Consider the following 13,964-nt stretch of genomic DNA (forward strand, 5'->3'; position numbering starts at 1 on the left):
CTTATCCCAACAGTTCCTCTACGCTTTTACCGCGCAGTTTTGCTACGTCTTCCGGACGTTTCAAGTTTTCAAGTCCATTCAGTGTAGCGCGTACCATATTGATCGGGTTGTTTGAACCTGTCGATTTTGTCAGAATGTCACCAACACCCGCAGCATTCAACACGTCACGCACAGGACCTCCGGCAATAACTCCGGTACCTTTCGATGCCGGCTTCAAAAGAACTTTCCCGGCACCAAAACGGCCGATCATTTCGTGCGGAATCGTGCTTCCCAAAAGGGGCACACGAATCATATTCTTTTTCGCATTCTCAATTCCTTTGCGAATCGCTTCCGGTACTTCAGCCGCTTTTCCGATCCCTGCGCCAACTTTGCCTTTGCCGTCGCCGACAACGACAAGAGCGCTGAAACTGAAGCGACGTCCGCCTTTTACAACTTTTGCCACACGGTTAATGCTAACCACTTTTTCGATAAACTCTGATTGCGCAGCATCTCTTTTGCGCGGCTTTTCTTGTTTGCTCAAAAGTCCAGACCTCCTTCCCGTGCTCCTTCAGCCAAAGCTTTCACACGACCATGATAAATGTATCCACCGCGATCAAAAACCACTTTATTGAATCCTTTGTCCGCAGCTCGTTTCGCAATCAATTTGCCGACTTCGCGTGCCGCATCCACTGTTCCGCCATTGACACCTTTTTCTTTGATTTCTTTATCCAAGGTCGAAGCAGCTGCCAATGTGTGTCCGGCCATGTCATCAATCAATTGAGCGTAAATGTTTTTGGAAGAACGGAAAACATTCAAACGAGGACGCTCAGCGGTACCAAACACTTTGTTGCGAACACGCAAATGGCGTTTTTTCCGTCTCTCGTTACGACTTACTTTACGAATCACGGTCTAGTTCACTCCCTTCTTGATCATGCTACGGTTTACTTCCCGGTTTTCCCTTCCTTACGACGAATCACTTCATCGCTGTACTTGATTCCTTTGCCTTTGTAAGGCTCAGGCACACGGACTTTCCGGATGTTGGCGGCCATTTCACCAACAACTTGTTTGTCGATCCCTTTGACTACGACTTGCGTTTGGGAAGGGACGTCAATCTCGATTCCATCCATCGGAGTAATCTCCACTGGATGAGAATAACCGACGTTTAAGACCAGTTTGTTTCCTTTTTTCTGAGCCCGATAACCGACACCAACCAACTCAAGAGTTTTGGAGAATCCTTTGCTTACGCCTTCCACCATTCCGGCGATCAAGCTGCGGGTGGTTCCGTGTAAAGCACGGTAGGTCCGATGGTCGTTCGGACGTTCCACCACGACTTGATTCTCTTCCACCTTGATGCTGATATCGGAATGGAAGTCACGGGACAAGGTGCCTTTCGGGCCTTTCACGGTAACCTTGTTCCCTTCAACGTTTACTTCAACCCCGTTTGGGATTTCAATCGGTTTTTTCCCGATACGAGACATCACATTCACCTCCATCCGTAAACCAATTACCAGATATATGCAATGACTTCTCCGCCGACTTTTTGCTCACGGGCTTCTTTGTCCGTCAAAATCCCTTTGCTGGTGGACAAAAGAGCGATGCCCAAGCCACGCAAAACACGCGGAATTTCATTGGCTTTTACATAAACGCGCAACCCGGGTTTGCTGATCCGTTTCAATCCGGTAATCACTTTTTCATTGTTTGGTCCGTACTTCAAGAAGATCCGAATAATGCCTTGTTTGTTGTCTTCGATATATTCCGCGTCGCGGATAAAACCTTCACGTTTCAAGATCTCGGCGATTTCCCGTTTCATACGGGATGCCGGAAACTCAACACTTTCATGACGAACCATATTGGCATTCCGAATTCTTGTCAGCATATCTGCAATCGGGTCTGTCATCACCATGTGAAACCCTCCTTCCTATCCTATTACCAACTTGCTTTTTTCACGCCGGGAATCTGCCCTTTGTAGGCCAATTCTCGGAAGCAAATACGACACAGACGGAACTTACGCATCACCGAATGCGGGCGACCGCAACGTTCACAGCGCGTATAAGCACGAACTTTGAATTTCGGTTTGCGTTTCGACTTCACGATCATCGATTTTTTGGCCAAGTGATTCCCTCCCTTCAAAGTTTTGCCGTCCCGTTATTTGCGAAAAGGCATTCCCATCAATGCCAACATTTCACGCGCTTCTTCATCCGTATCGGCTGTCGTCACGATCACGACATCCATTCCACGAACTTTGTCCACTTTGTCGTAAGAGATTTCCGGGAAAATCAATTGCTCTTTCAAACCGAGGGTGTAGTTTCCGCGTCCGTCAAAGGATTTCGGAGACACCCCGCGGAAATCGCGAACCCGTGGCAGAGCCACATTGATCAGTTTGTCAAGGAAATGATACATCCGTTCACCACGAAGCGTTACTTTTGCACCAATGGGCATTCCTTCACGGAGTTTAAATCCGGCAATTGATTTTTTCGCCCGTGTCACAACAGGCTTTTGACCGGAAATCAATGTGAGGTCTTCCACTGCACCGTCCAAAGCTTTGGAGTTTTGTACAGCTTCACCCACACCCATGTTGATTACGACTTTTTCCACTTTGGGTAATTGCATGGTTGATTTGTATCCGAATTTTTTCATGAGGGCAGGAGTTACCTCATTGATATAGTGCTCTTTCAAGCGTGCTGCCATCAGGGTTAACCTCCCTTCATCAAACATTACTTGTCAAGAATTTCTCCCGATTTTTTCGCATAGCGCACTTTTTTCTTCTCGCCGTTTTTGCCTTCCACAAACTTGTAACCGACACGGGTCGGCTCTTTGGTTTTCGGATCTTCGATCATCACATTGGACACATGAATCGGTGCTTCCTGTTCAACGATCCCGCCTTGTGGATTGGCTTGGGTCGGGCGAGTGTGCTTTTTGACCATGTTGACACCTTCAACCAGCACACGGTTTTCTTTCGGCATTGCTTTAATCACACGGCCGCGAGTGTAAACTTTTTTGCCATCTGCGAAGTACGGAGCTTCTTTACCTCGCATCACAATGACCATATCACCCTTTTTGATGTGCATACCGGGCACCTCCTTACCTGCAGAAGTGTTCTGTTTTCATCTTCATGAAATCCTTAGAGTACTTCCGGTGCTAAAGAGATGATTTTCATGAAGTCGCGGTCACGCAGCTCACGGGCAACGGGTCCAAAAATCCGTGTACCGCGAGGGCTTTTATCATCTTTGATCACAACCGCGGCGTTTTCGTCAAAACGGATGTAAGAACCGTCCGGACGACGTACGGAACGGACCGTGCGTACCACCACGCACTTCACGACATCCCCTTTCTTGACAACGCCACCGGGTGTAGCTTGTTTTACAGAAGCCACAATCACATCACCGATACCGGCCGATGCTTTTTTCGATCCACCAAGTACACGAATGCACATTACTTCCTTCGCACCAGAGTTATCTGCCACACGCAAACGTGTTTGAGGTTGAATCATGACATTCCCTCCTTCCCGCTTCAATCATGCGCTTGTCATTAAACAATCACTGCTTCTTCAACGATTTCAACCAAACGCCAGCGCTTATCTTTTGAAAGCGGACGTGTTTCCATGATTCGTACAACATCCCCGACTTTTGCACGGTTTTCTTCATCATGCGCTTTGAACTTTTTGGTGTATTTCACGCGCTTCCCGTACAACGGATGCTTTTTGTAGGTTTCAACAGCGACGACGATCGTTTTATCCATTTTATCGCTGACCACTTTGCCGACACGTACTTTACGGCGACTTGTGCGCTCGTTCATCCCTGTTTCCTCCTTTCAATCCCTAGTTCGCGCTCCCGTAACACGGTTTTACAACGGGCAATATCCTTGCGAACCTGACGCAACCGGGCCGGGTTTTCCAATTGACCGGTTGCCGATTGGAAGCGGAGGTTAAACAGCTCTTCTTTGTACTGTGCGAGCTTTTGCTCGATTTCGGCGGTGGTCAATTCAATCAGCTCTTTTGCTTTCATTCGTTACCACCCGCTTCTTCACGTTTTACAAATTTGGTTTTGATCGGAAGTTTGTGAGCTGCAAGACGAATCGCTTCACGGGCCACTTCTTCCGGAACCCCTGCTACTTCAAACATCACTTTGCCAGGTTTCACAACCGCCACCCACTTTTCGGGCGAACCTTTCCCGCTTCCCATCCGTACTTCGAGGGGTTTTTGAGTGATCGGTTGATCCGGGAAAATTTTAATCCACACTTTCCCGCCACGTTTCATGTAACGGGTCATGGCAATACGGGCAGCTTCGATTTGACGGTTGGTGATCCAAGCCGGTTCAAGCGCTTGTAAACCATATTCACCGAAAGCGACTTCCGTACCGCCTTTTGCCCTCCCTTTCAAACTGGGGCGATGTGGACGGCGGAATTTCACGCGTTTTGGCATCAGCATAGGTTACTCGCCTCCTTCCGCTGCTCCTTCTTTATTTTTTTGCGGCAAAACTTCGCCACGATAAATCCATACCTTCACACCAATCCGGCCGTATGTGGTGTGTGCTTCGGCAAAACCGTAGTCAATATCTGCACGCAATGTGTGAAGCGGAACCGTTCCTTCGCTGTAACCTTCACTGCGTGCAATGTCTGCACCGCCAAGACGGCCGCTCACCAAAGTGCGAACCCCTTTTGCACCAGCACGAACCGAACGCTGAATGGCTTGCTTCATCGCACGACGGAACGAAACACGGCGTTCCAGTTGTTGTGCAATGTTTTCAGCTACCAGATATGCATCAAGCTCCGGGTTTTTCACTTCGCTGATATTGATGTAAACTTTCTTGCCGGTCAATTTTGTGAGAGCCTGACGAAGTGCTTCCACCTCAGCTCCACCTTTACCGATCACCATTCCGGGTTTCGCGGTATGAAGGGTAATGTTAATGCGATTTGCAGCACGTTCAATCTCAATTCCAGACACCGCTGCATCTTTCAGGCGTTTTTTGATATACTCACGGACTCGAATGTCTTCGTGCAAGAGATCTGCATAGTCTTTATCCGCATACCATTTGGATTCCCAGTCGCGGATCACGCCGACACGCAGACCCACCGGATTTACCTTTTGACCCAAAGCTTCATCCCTCCTTATTCAATCATTCTTTTTCAGAAACAACTACCGTAATGTGGCTTGTGCGTTTGTTGATACGGCCCGCGCCACCCCGAGCACGTGCAATGTAACGCTTCATCGTCGGCCCCTCATCTACGAAAGCTTGCTCTACATAAAGACGATTGGTGTCCATATTGTAGTTATGCTCCGCATTCGCTACGGCGGAATTCAACACTTTCTCAATAATCGGAGAGGCGGCACGAGGAGTAAAGCGTAAAATGGCAAGTGCCTCTTCTACAGATTTGCCGCGAATCAAGTCAATCACCAGACGTGCTTTACGGGGAGTGATCCGCACGTAACGAGCAACTGCTTTTGCTTTCATCATTTAACCTCCTCTCTTAACCGAAACCTCTACCGTCTTTTCGTTTTCTTGTCATCACCGGCATGCCCTCTGAAGGTCCGGGTCGGTACGAATTCACCCAATTTGTGGCCCACCATGTCTTCTGTCACATAAACCGGCACATGTTTGCGCCCGTCATGCACAGCAAACGTATGACCCACAAATTCGGGGAAAATGGTGGAACGACGAGACCATGTTTTGATCACACGTTTTTCGTCTTTTTTGTTCAGTTCTTCCACTTTTTTCAAAAGATGTGCATCGGCAAATGGCCCTTTTTTCAAGCTGCGGCCCATAAGTTCGACCTCCCTTCGAGTGAGGCTATTTCACAGCCTTTATTTACTTTTACGGCGACGAATAATATATTTGTCAGACTGCTTGTTTTTCTTGCGGGTTTTGTAACCCAGCGTCGGTTTCCCCCACGGTGTAACCGGAGATTTGCGTCCGATCGGTGCACGACCTTCCCCACCACCATGCGGGTGATCCACCGGGTTCATCACCGAACCGCGAACCGTCGGCCGTTTACCCATCCAACGAGAACGTCCGGCTTTACCCACACGGATCAATTCATGATCAATGTTTCCTACTTGACCAATCGTTGCACGACAGGTGAGAAGGATCATCCGGGTTTCACCGGAAGTCAGGCGAATGATCGCATATTTTCCTTCTTTTCCGAGCAATTGTGCAGAAGCACCTGCAGCACGCACCAATTGACCGCCGCGGCCCGGTTTCATTTCGATGTTGTGAATCACCGTACCCACCGGGATGTTTTTCAGCGGCAAGGCGTTTCCGACACGAATGTCCGCATCCGGACCGGAAACCACGGTCATTCCGACTTTCAACCCGTGCGGTGCCAGGATGTAGCGTTTTTCACCATCTTTATAATGGATCAGTGCAATGTTTGCAGAACGGTTCGGGTCGTACTCGATTGTGGCAACTTTGCCAGGAATGCCATCTTTATCACGTTTAAAGTCAATGATACGGTATTTCCGTTTATGTCCCCCACCTTGATGGCGGACCGTTAATTTCCCTTGATTGTTGCGGCCGGCTTTTCTCACCAGCGGAACAACCAATGACTTTTCCGGCTTATCCGTCGTAATCTCATCAAATGCCGAAACGGTCATATGACGACGGGACGGGGTCGTTGGCTTAAAAGATTTAATAGCCACTGCTCTTTCCCTCCTTCTTGCTTAAAATCAAACCTCGAATACTTCGATGGCCTTGCTGTCTTCCGTGAGCGTTACAATCGCTTTTTTCCGTTCGGGTCTGCGACCGCTGTAACGACCGTAACGTTTCACTTTTCCTTTTACGCGCATCGTGTTTACTTTATCCACTTTCACGCCGAAGATCTCTTCGATCGCTTTTTTCACTTCCACTTTGTTTGCGCGAGGATCCACTTCAAATACATATTTCTTTTCTTCCATCAGGTCTGTGGACTCTTCGGTGATGACCGGTCGACGAATAATGTCACGTGGGTTTTTCACTGGCCAAACACCTCCTCAATGCGATTCACAGCCCCGCGGGTGAGAATGAGTTTGTCATGATAAAGCACATCAAGAACATTCAAGCCTTCAGCCGGGATCACTTTCACTCCCGGAATGTTACGGGCGGACAGCTCTGCATTTTCTTCCACTTGATCTGCAACGATCAACGCTTTGCGATCCACACCCAGGTTTTTGAGGACTTGAACCATCTCACGGGTTTTGGGCTGTTCCATTTTCAATTCATCCAGAACGATCAGCTCGCTGTCGTTCACTTTGGAAGAAAGCGCCGATTTGATGGCGAGTCGCCGTACTTTTTTCGGCAATTTGTATGCATAGCTCCGTGGTTGCGGACCAAACACGGTGCCACCGCCAACCCACAACGGGGAACGAATGCTGCCGTGACGTGCGCGTCCGGTTCCTTTTTGTCTCCAAGGTTTTTTGCCGCCACCGCTCACAGCCGCACGATTTTTGGTTGCATGGGTACCGCGGCGCAAGGATGCTTGTTGCATGACAACGGCTTCGTGCAACACAGCTTCATTCGGGGTGATGCCAAAAACACTTTCAGAAAGCTCAATGTCCCCGACTTGCTTACCGCTCATATCTAAGACCGTTAACTTTGGCATGGATGCTCCTCCTTTCTTCACTCAATCAATTGCCTGCTTTCACAGCAGATTTGATCACAACATAACCGTTTTTCGGTCCCGGAATGGCGCCTTTGATCAAGAGCAGATTTTTCTCGGCATCAACACGAACCACTTGCAGGTTTTGTGTTGTCACCTTGTCTCCGCCCATGCGTCCGGGCAATGTTTGTCCTTTAAACACACGGCTCGGACCAACCGCACCCAAAGAACCGGGTCTGCGATGATAACGGGAACCGTGGCTCATCGGACCGCGGGATTGATTATGCCGTTTAATGGCACCGGCAAATCCTTTCCCTTTGGATGTACCTGTGACATCCACGATGTCCCCTTCGGAGAAAATATCCGCTTTGATGGTGCTTCCCAATTCATACTCATCCAAATTCACACCGCGAATCTCTTTGATGAATTTTTGGGGTTTGACGCCGGCTTTTTTCGCATGACCGAGTTCCGGCTTGTTTGCACGATGTTCTTTCTTTTCGTCAAAACCGAGTTGAACGGCCTCGTATCCGTCGGTTGCGACTTCTTTTTTCTGCAACACGACACAGGGACCTGCTTCAACCACCGTAACCGGAGTGACCACTCCGTCTTCATTGAAGACCTGAGTCATCCCGACTTTTCTACCGAGAATCCCTTTCACTTTGCACACCTCCTGCCATTACAGAATCAGAGATTACAATTTGATTTCGATATCGACACCAGACGGAAGATCCAATCTCATCAACGCATCCACTGTTTGCTGAGTTGGATTCATGATGTCAATGAGACGTTTATGAGTGCGCATTTCGAATTGCTCACGAGAATCTTTGTATTTGTGAACCGCGCGCAAAATCGTATAAACCGATTTTTCCGTCGGAAGCGGGATCGGGCCGGAAACACTGGCGCCTGTCCGCTTGGCGGTATCCACGATTTTTACCGCAGATTGGTCCAAAATGCGGTGATCGTAAGCTTTCAACCGAATGCGAATCTTTTGTTTTGCCATCTTTACCCCTCCTTCTCGCCCATTTTGAAAATGAACTTCTCCACGAAAATTTCCCGCCCGGCCATGGCAAAGGGGCCGGGTGTGTCGGCAACCTTTCGCTTCATCGCGTTCATGACAACATTCACGATTATAAAGAAAAAACAATAGATATGCAAGTTTTTTTCTTGTTTTGATTGCATCGGGGAGCCATTGTCCCATTTTTGATGAAAAAGTCCCGGAATAAAAGAGTACGGGAACCATATGGCAATTTCCTGCCGGGCGTCACGGTTTGGCTTTTTCCGATTCCCGTGCACGACGGAGAAATGCCGCAATCCGGCCGGCGGCTTGCTCGGCGTCTTTCCGGTTCGTGATGGCAATGCTTGCATGACTTAATACATACTGACGCCTTCTTTCAAAAAACAACCCTTTGATCTCTTCCATCGTTTTGTTTTGCAAAACCGGCCGGTTGTCACGGATCCGCGGATAACGTTCCTTTTTCCAATATTCCCAGGATACATCGAGGAAAACGACCAGGCCGTGTTCCAGGCAGACACGGCGCACCTCTTCCTGCAAATACGCACCGCCGCCAAGGGAAAGCACCTTCCTTTGCTCCCCCGCACACAACCTGACGATCAGATTCCGTTCCTGCCGCCGGAACCAGGCTTCCCCTTTGCGGGCAAAAATTTGCGGGACAGACATGTGAAGCACTTTTTCCAATTCCCGATCCGTATCCACAAAATCAAAGCCCAACCTCCCAGCCACCTGCTTCCCGACCGTTGTTTTTCCCGCTCCCATAAAACCAATCAGCACAAGATTTCGCTCCTGACACGAAAGACCATCCGGTTCCTTCATCTCCGCTTTCACCCTTTTCCCGCCAGTGCTGAACCCGTCAGAAGAAAGATCGGCACAGTTTTCCGGATTCCATCCAATCTCTTCCATCCAGGCCCTTTTAATTAACTAAGAGTATAAAGCGCACCCGCAAACCGTGTCAATCTTCGCCCCAGGTATACTTTCGAATGACCGGCAACAGATTTTGGACCTCTTCAACCGGCATTTGTCCCGGAGCAGAACATCGCGATCCGGCGGCAAACGTGACGGCGGACCCGTATTGCCAACCCGCCAGCCGGGTCATCGTCCCCAATCCGCCCATCGACATGGTGATTAAGGGAATTCGCACATGATGCCGCGCTTCTTCGGTTGCTCCCATTAAAACGATCACATCCTTGAAAGTGACGGGCATCACGGCCACTTTGGCAATATCCGCCCCGAACTCCCCGGCTTTTAAGATTTTATCAACCAGCACTTCTTTTGATGGAGTCTGAGCAAAATCATGGAAAGACAAAATCAAGCGGACCCCGTACTCTTTGGAAACGTTGCGGATAACCGGGATGTTCCGCTCATCCCACAACTCGTGGTCAATCAGATCCACCTGACGGGTTTGACAGACCCGCTTCATCAGGCTGATTTTTTCTGAATCCGTCAATGGGATGGGTTGCCCCCCTTCTTTTTCGGAGCGAATCGTGAACAAAAGCGGAATCTCCCCGATTATCCCCCTCATGTGCTGAACAACATCCAACACCTTTTCCGGATCGCTGATCTCTTGAAAAAAGTCCGCCCTCCACTCGATCAAATCCGGCTTTTTCCGACAAAGTTCCCTTGTCTGCTTCAGGATCTCATCCGCATCTTTGCCGACCACTGGGACACAAATACATGGCTGTCCGCCCCCGATTTCAACCTTTCGGACCGAAACGACCGTTGGCGAAATATTCATTCACCCTTCACACTCCTCTCCGCCTCTCTGCCTTTTCAGGCTGGATGCATGCGTATTGAATTTACTATACTATATCCACCCTGAAGAAAAAAACTTGCATACCGGATGATGGTGTACCCGTCCCGTTTAAAACCGCATCCGCCTCCATCGATGCCCCAAGCAACCATTCCACCGCACATTCCAAAGCAAGGAGCCGCACATCCGTGGTTTTCGGCCATAAAAAAACCGCTGCCTGATTTCAGGCAGCGGTTGTGCCAAATCCACCATTGATATTACTCAATGATTTGGGTAACGGCACCTGCACCAACGGTACGTCCACCTTCACGGATAGCGAAGCGGGTACCATCTTCAATAGCAATCGGTGCAATGAGTTCAACTTCCATTTCCACGTTGTCACCAGGCATGCACATTTCAACGCCTTCCGGCAGTTTGATAACACCGGTTACGTCCGTGGTGCGGAAGTAGAATTGCGGACGATAGTTGGAGAAGAACGGGGTATGACGTCCACCTTCTTCTTTGGACAATACATAAACTTGTGCTTTAAATTTGGTGTGCGGGTTTACGCTTCCCGGTTTTGCGAGAACTTGACCACGTTGGATTTCTTTGCGGTCAATACCACGCAACAATGCACCGATGTTGTCACCAGCTTCAGCGCTGTCGAGCAACTTACGGAACATTTCAATTCCGGTTACAACCGTTTTGCGGGTTTCATCCAAACCAACGATTTCCACTTCGTCACCTGTGTTCAGAACACCACGCTCTACACGACCGGTAGCAACGGTACCACGACCGGTGATGGTGAACACATCTTCCACAGGCATCAAGAAGGTTTTGTCGGTGTCGCGTTCCGGAGTCGGAACATATTCGTCGACGGCTTTCATGAGTTCGAGAATCGGTTGAGCATCTTCTCCGGTCGGATTTTCCAGAGCTTTCAATGCAGAACCGCGGACAACCGGAATGTCATCTCCCGGGAACTCGTACTCGCTGAGCAACTCGCGAACTTCCATTTCAACAAGCTCGAGAAGCTCTTCGTCGTCCACCATGTCGCATTTGTTCAAGAATACAACGATGTACGGAACGCCCACTTGGCGGGACAGCAAGATGTGTTCACGGGTTTGCGGCATCGGACCGTCAGCTGCGGATACAACCAAGATGGCTCCGTCCATTTGGGCAGCACCCGTGATCATGTTTTTCACGTAGTCAGCGTGACCCGGGCAGTCAACGTGAGCATAGTGACGGTTTTCGGTTTCGTACTCAACGTGAGCGGTGGAGATGGTGATTCCACGTTCTCTTTCTTCCGGAGCTTTGTCGATTTGATCGTAAGCTTGTGCTTCAGCACCACCGGTTTGAGAAAGAACGGTTGTGATTGCAGCGGTCAAAGTGGTTTTACCATGGTCTACGTGACCGATTGTTCCGATATTTACGTGCGGTTTCGTACGCTCGAATTTGGCTTTAGACATATCGAATAATCCTCCCTTTGCTTAGGAATCAGTAATATTTTAATAAATTTATTGGAATCAGGGAAGCGGACATTTTTCCGCTTCTCCAGGTAGTTTAGCAGGGTTTGCCATTAAGCGCCAGTTGCTTTTTTGACAATTTCATCCGCGATGTTTTTCGGCACTTCTTCATAATGGTCAAACACCATTGTGAAGACACCGCGTCCTTGTGTGCGGGAACGTAAGGTGTTTACGTAACCGAACATTTCGGCGAGCGGAACCATCGCACGGATGACTTGGCCTCCGGAACGGGATTCCATTCCTTCCACACGTCCGCGGCGCGAGTTGATGTCACCCATGACATCTCCCATGTATTCCTCCGGAACCACGACTTCCACTTTCATGATGGGCTCGAGGAGAACCGGGTTACATTTGTCCTTGGCTGCTTTCAACGCCATGGAACCTGCGATTTTAAAGGCCATTTCCGACGAGTCCACATCGTGGTAAGATCCGTCGAAGAGTGTCGCACGGATGTCCACCAACGGATAACCCGCCAACACACCGTTTTGCATGGCTTCTTCGATACCGCTTTGTACGGCCGGGATGTATTCTTTCGGTACAACCCCACCGACAATTTTGTTGACAAATTCGAAGCCGGCGCCTTCTTCCAGCGGCTCGAATTCGATCCATACGTGACCGTATTGACCGCGTCCACCGGACTGACGCACGAATTTTCCTTCCACTTTTGCGGAAGAACGGAAGGTTTCTTTGTAGGCAACCTGAGGTGCACCCACATTCGCTTCCACTTTGAATTCGCGTTTCAGGCGGTCAACGATGATGTCCAGGTGAAGCTCTCCCATTCCGCTGATGATGGTTTGACCCGTTTCTTCATCCATTCTCGTTTTGAAGGTCGGGTCTTCTTCAGCCAGTTTGGAAAGAGCCACTGCCATTTTATCCTGGTCGCTTTTGGACTTCGGTTCAATGGCAATGTGGATCACCGGTTCCGGGAATTCCAACGATTCCAGGATGATGGGGTGTTTTTCATCGCACAGGGTTTCACCGGTGGTGGTGTCTTTGAGTCCCACCCCTGCAGCGATGTCACCGGAATAAACGGTGCTGATCTCTTCACGGTGGTTTGCGTGCATTTGCAGGATACGACCGATGCGTTCACGTTTTCCTTTGGTTGAGTTCAGTACATAGGAACCGGATTCCAATGTACCGGAATACACACGGAAGAACGTCAATTTTCCTACATACGGATCTGTCATGACTTTGAACGCCAACGCTGCAAACGGCTCGTCATCCCCGGATTTGCGGGTGGCTTCGGTGCCATCCGGCAATGTTCCTTGGATGTCCGGCACGTCGAGCGGGGACGGCAAATAATCCACGACAGCATCCAGCAACAATTGAACCCCTTTGTTTTTGTAGGAAGAACCGCAAAGAACCGGTGTGATTTCTACGTTACATGTTCCTTTGCGGAGTGCCGCTTTGATTTCATCAACGGTCAATTCTTCCCCTTCGAGGTACTTCATCATCAACTCTTCATCCAACTCAGCGACCGCTTCCACCAATGCCGTGCGGTATTCTTCCGCTTTTTCCTTATACTCTTCGGGAATGTCGCGGGCCTCGGACCGGGTTCCCAAGTCATCGAGGTAAAAGATCGCTTTCATGTTGATGAGGTCAATGATGCCTTCAAACGTGTCTTCAGCGCCGATCGGCAACTGAATCGGAACGGCATTGGCGTTCAAACGTTCACGCATTTGTTCCACGGCACCGTAGAAGTCAGCACCGATGATATCCATTTTGTTTACGTAAGCAATGCGCGGAACGCCATAGGTGTCAGCCTGACGCCATACCGTTTCGGATTGCGGCTCAACGCCACCTTTCGCACAAAAAACCCCTACAGCTCCATCCAATACACGCAGTGAACGCTCAACTTCCACGGTAAAATCAACGTGACCCGGAGTATCGATGATGTTAATCCGATGTCCTTTCCACTGAGCCGTGGTTGCGGCGGAAGTAATGGTGATTCCGCGTTCCTGCTCCTGTTCCATCCAGTCCATCGTGGCGGCACCTTCATGGGTTTCCCCGATTTTGTGCACACGCCCGGTATAGAACAGGATCCGCTCGGTGGTCGTTGTTTTACCCGCATCAATGTGAGCCATGATTCCAATATTACGTGTATTTTTTAAGGAGAATTCACGGGCCATCGGAAATTTCTCCTTTCATG

23 protein-coding genes are annotated in these 13,964 nt (G+C 49.4%); all 23 read right to left on the bottom strand.

Translation table 11 applies throughout. The annotated features are described in order from the left end of the window. Position 1: 1 nt before the first annotated feature. The gene (gene rpsE, locus NYE37_RS00165) at positions 2–469 is read right to left on the bottom strand and encodes a 30S ribosomal protein S5 (RefSeq protein WP_121874459.1); all 468 of its coding nucleotides are present in this window, start codon (positions 467–469) and stop codon (positions 2–4) included. Positions 470–516: 47 nt separating this feature from the next. Further along, entirely contained in the window at positions 517–885 is a 369-nt protein-coding gene (rplR, locus tag NYE37_RS00170) for a 50S ribosomal protein L18 (RefSeq protein ID WP_037997828.1), read from the bottom strand. Positions 886–920: 35 nt separating this feature from the next. After that, positions 921–1,457, bottom strand: coding sequence for a 50S ribosomal protein L6 (gene rplF, locus NYE37_RS00175; protein WP_037997831.1), 537 nt, complete (start codon positions 1,455–1,457; stop codon positions 921–923). 26 nt (positions 1,458–1,483) lie between these two features. Next, positions 1,484–1,882 (bottom strand): 30S ribosomal protein S8, encoded by a 399-nt coding sequence (gene rpsH, locus NYE37_RS00180; RefSeq protein WP_037997834.1) that lies wholly within the window; start codon positions 1,880–1,882, stop codon positions 1,484–1,486. Between the two features lie 23 nt (positions 1,883–1,905). Next, on the bottom strand, positions 1,906–2,091 hold the full coding sequence (locus tag NYE37_RS00185; protein ID WP_037997836.1) for a type Z 30S ribosomal protein S14: 186 nt from the start codon (positions 2,089–2,091) through the stop codon (positions 1,906–1,908). 33 nt (positions 2,092–2,124) lie between these two features. Then, on the bottom strand, positions 2,125–2,667 hold the full coding sequence (gene rplE / locus NYE37_RS00190) for a 50S ribosomal protein L5 (RefSeq protein WP_037997838.1): 543 nt from the start codon (positions 2,665–2,667) through the stop codon (positions 2,125–2,127). Positions 2,668–2,693: 26 nt separating this feature from the next. Then, positions 2,694–3,047: a 50S ribosomal protein L24 gene (gene rplX, locus NYE37_RS00195; protein WP_037997839.1), complete on the bottom strand. Its 354-nt coding sequence runs from the start codon at positions 3,045–3,047 to the stop codon at positions 2,694–2,696. A gap of 53 nt (positions 3,048–3,100) precedes the next feature. Next, positions 3,101–3,469, bottom strand: coding sequence for a 50S ribosomal protein L14 (gene rplN, locus NYE37_RS00200; protein ID WP_037997843.1), 369 nt, complete (start codon positions 3,467–3,469; stop codon positions 3,101–3,103). A 38-nt stretch (positions 3,470–3,507) separates the two neighbouring features. Further along, positions 3,508–3,774: a 30S ribosomal protein S17 gene (rpsQ, locus tag NYE37_RS00205; RefSeq protein WP_037997846.1), complete on the bottom strand. Its 267-nt coding sequence runs from the start codon at positions 3,772–3,774 to the stop codon at positions 3,508–3,510. Next, positions 3,771–3,983 (bottom strand): 50S ribosomal protein L29, encoded by a 213-nt coding sequence (rpmC, locus tag NYE37_RS00210; RefSeq protein ID WP_037997849.1) that lies wholly within the window; start codon positions 3,981–3,983, stop codon positions 3,771–3,773. Before rpmC ends, rpsQ begins: the two co-directional genes overlap by 4 nt. Continuing rightward, on the bottom strand, positions 3,980–4,405 hold the full coding sequence (rplP, locus tag NYE37_RS00215) for a 50S ribosomal protein L16 (RefSeq protein WP_037997063.1): 426 nt from the start codon (positions 4,403–4,405) through the stop codon (positions 3,980–3,982). Before rplP ends, rpmC begins: the two co-directional genes overlap by 4 nt. 3 nt (positions 4,406–4,408) lie before the next feature. Continuing rightward, complete coding sequence (gene rpsC, locus NYE37_RS00220; protein WP_340711708.1) at positions 4,409–5,071, bottom strand: 30S ribosomal protein S3; 663 nt, start codon at positions 5,069–5,071, stop codon at positions 4,409–4,411. Between the two features lie 22 nt (positions 5,072–5,093). Further along, positions 5,094–5,429 carry a 50S ribosomal protein L22 gene (gene rplV, locus NYE37_RS00225; protein ID WP_037997060.1) on the bottom strand — a complete coding sequence of 112 codons (336 nt, stop codon included), beginning with the start codon at positions 5,427–5,429 and terminating at the stop codon, positions 5,094–5,096. 29 nt (positions 5,430–5,458) lie between these two features. Beyond that, the gene (gene rpsS, locus NYE37_RS00230; protein ID WP_037997058.1) at positions 5,459–5,740 is read right to left on the bottom strand and encodes a 30S ribosomal protein S19; all 282 of its coding nucleotides are present in this window, start codon (positions 5,738–5,740) and stop codon (positions 5,459–5,461) included. Positions 5,741–5,779: 39 nt separating this feature from the next. After that, positions 5,780–6,613, bottom strand: a complete 834-nt coding sequence (gene rplB / locus NYE37_RS00235) for a 50S ribosomal protein L2 (protein ID WP_037997056.1) — start codon at positions 6,611–6,613, stop codon at positions 5,780–5,782. 27 nt (positions 6,614–6,640) lie between these two features. Then, on the bottom strand, positions 6,641–6,928 hold the full coding sequence (gene rplW / locus NYE37_RS00240) for a 50S ribosomal protein L23 (RefSeq protein WP_037997053.1): 288 nt from the start codon (positions 6,926–6,928) through the stop codon (positions 6,641–6,643). Beyond that, complete coding sequence (gene rplD / locus NYE37_RS00245; protein WP_037997051.1) at positions 6,925–7,551, bottom strand: 50S ribosomal protein L4; 627 nt, start codon at positions 7,549–7,551, stop codon at positions 6,925–6,927. Before rplD ends, rplW begins: the two co-directional genes overlap by 4 nt. Before the next feature lie 25 nt (positions 7,552–7,576). After that, positions 7,577–8,206, bottom strand: coding sequence for a 50S ribosomal protein L3 (gene rplC, locus NYE37_RS00250; protein WP_082240741.1), 630 nt, complete (start codon positions 8,204–8,206; stop codon positions 7,577–7,579). 33 nt (positions 8,207–8,239) lie between these two features. Then, positions 8,240–8,548: a 30S ribosomal protein S10 gene (gene rpsJ / locus NYE37_RS00255; RefSeq protein ID WP_037997048.1), complete on the bottom strand. Its 309-nt coding sequence runs from the start codon at positions 8,546–8,548 to the stop codon at positions 8,240–8,242. A gap of 261 nt (positions 8,549–8,809) precedes the next feature. After that, positions 8,810–9,379, bottom strand: a complete 570-nt coding sequence (locus NYE37_RS00260; RefSeq protein ID WP_049720837.1) for a shikimate kinase — start codon at positions 9,377–9,379, stop codon at positions 8,810–8,812. A gap of 136 nt (positions 9,380–9,515) precedes the next feature. Continuing rightward, the gene (gene aroD, locus NYE37_RS00265) at positions 9,516–10,298 is read right to left on the bottom strand and encodes a type I 3-dehydroquinate dehydratase (RefSeq protein ID WP_236533808.1); all 783 of its coding nucleotides are present in this window, start codon (positions 10,296–10,298) and stop codon (positions 9,516–9,518) included. A 272-nt stretch (positions 10,299–10,570) separates the two neighbouring features. Further along, the gene (gene tuf, locus NYE37_RS00270; protein ID WP_037997041.1) at positions 10,571–11,758 is read right to left on the bottom strand and encodes an elongation factor Tu; all 1,188 of its coding nucleotides are present in this window, start codon (positions 11,756–11,758) and stop codon (positions 10,571–10,573) included. A gap of 110 nt (positions 11,759–11,868) precedes the next feature. Beyond that, entirely contained in the window at positions 11,869–13,944 is a 2,076-nt protein-coding gene (gene fusA, locus NYE37_RS00275) for an elongation factor G (protein ID WP_198241565.1), read from the bottom strand. Between the last annotated feature and the right edge of the window lie 20 nt (positions 13,945–13,964).

The sequence above is a fragment of the Thermoactinomyces sp. FSL K6-2592 genome (assembly GCF_038006465.1).
GTDB lineage: Bacteria > Bacillota > Bacilli > Thermoactinomycetales > Thermoactinomycetaceae > Thermoactinomyces > Thermoactinomyces vulgaris.

Coding starts and splice junctions, on each gene's coding strand:
- rpsH (WP_037997834.1), bottom strand. CDS start 1,882: ATGGTGATGACAGACCCGATTGCAGATATGCTGACAAGAATTCGGAAT.
- rplD (WP_037997051.1), bottom strand. CDS start 7,551: ATGCCAAAGTTAACGGTCTTAGATATGAGCGGTAAGCAAGTCGGGGAC.
- rplX (WP_037997839.1), bottom strand. CDS start 3,047: ATGCACATCAAAAAGGGTGATATGGTCATTGTGATGCGAGGTAAAGAA.
- rpsS (WP_037997058.1), bottom strand. CDS start 5,740: ATGGGCCGCAGCTTGAAAAAAGGGCCATTTGCCGATGCACATCTTTTG.
- tuf (WP_037997041.1), bottom strand. CDS start 11,758: ATGTCTAAAGCCAAATTCGAGCGTACGAAACCGCACGTAAATATCGGA.
- rplE (WP_037997838.1), bottom strand. CDS start 2,667: ATGGCAGCACGCTTGAAAGAGCACTATATCAATGAGGTAACTCCTGCC.
- rplF (WP_037997831.1), bottom strand. CDS start 1,457: ATGTCTCGTATCGGGAAAAAACCGATTGAAATCCCAAACGGGGTTGAA.
- rplV (WP_037997060.1), bottom strand. CDS start 5,429: ATGAAAGCAAAAGCAGTTGCTCGTTACGTGCGGATCACTCCCCGTAAA.
- rpsQ (WP_037997846.1), bottom strand. CDS start 3,774: ATGAACGAGCGCACAAGTCGCCGTAAAGTACGTGTCGGCAAAGTGGTC.
- rpsJ (WP_037997048.1), bottom strand. CDS start 8,548: ATGGCAAAACAAAAGATTCGCATTCGGTTGAAAGCTTACGATCACCGC.
- rpmC (WP_037997849.1), bottom strand. CDS start 3,983: ATGAAAGCAAAAGAGCTGATTGAATTGACCACCGCCGAAATCGAGCAA.
- fusA (WP_198241565.1), bottom strand. CDS start 13,944: ATGGCCCGTGAATTCTCCTTAAAAAATACACGTAATATTGGAATCATG.
- rplN (WP_037997843.1), bottom strand. CDS start 3,469: ATGATTCAACCTCAAACACGTTTGCGTGTGGCAGATAACTCTGGTGCG.
- NYE37_RS00260 (WP_049720837.1), bottom strand. CDS start 9,379: ATGAAGGAACCGGATGGTCTTTCGTGTCAGGAGCGAAATCTTGTGCTG.
- rplP (WP_037997063.1), bottom strand. CDS start 4,405: ATGCTGATGCCAAAACGCGTGAAATTCCGCCGTCCACATCGCCCCAGT.
- aroD (WP_236533808.1), bottom strand. CDS start 10,298: ATGAATATTTCGCCAACGGTCGTTTCGGTCCGAAAGGTTGAAATCGGG.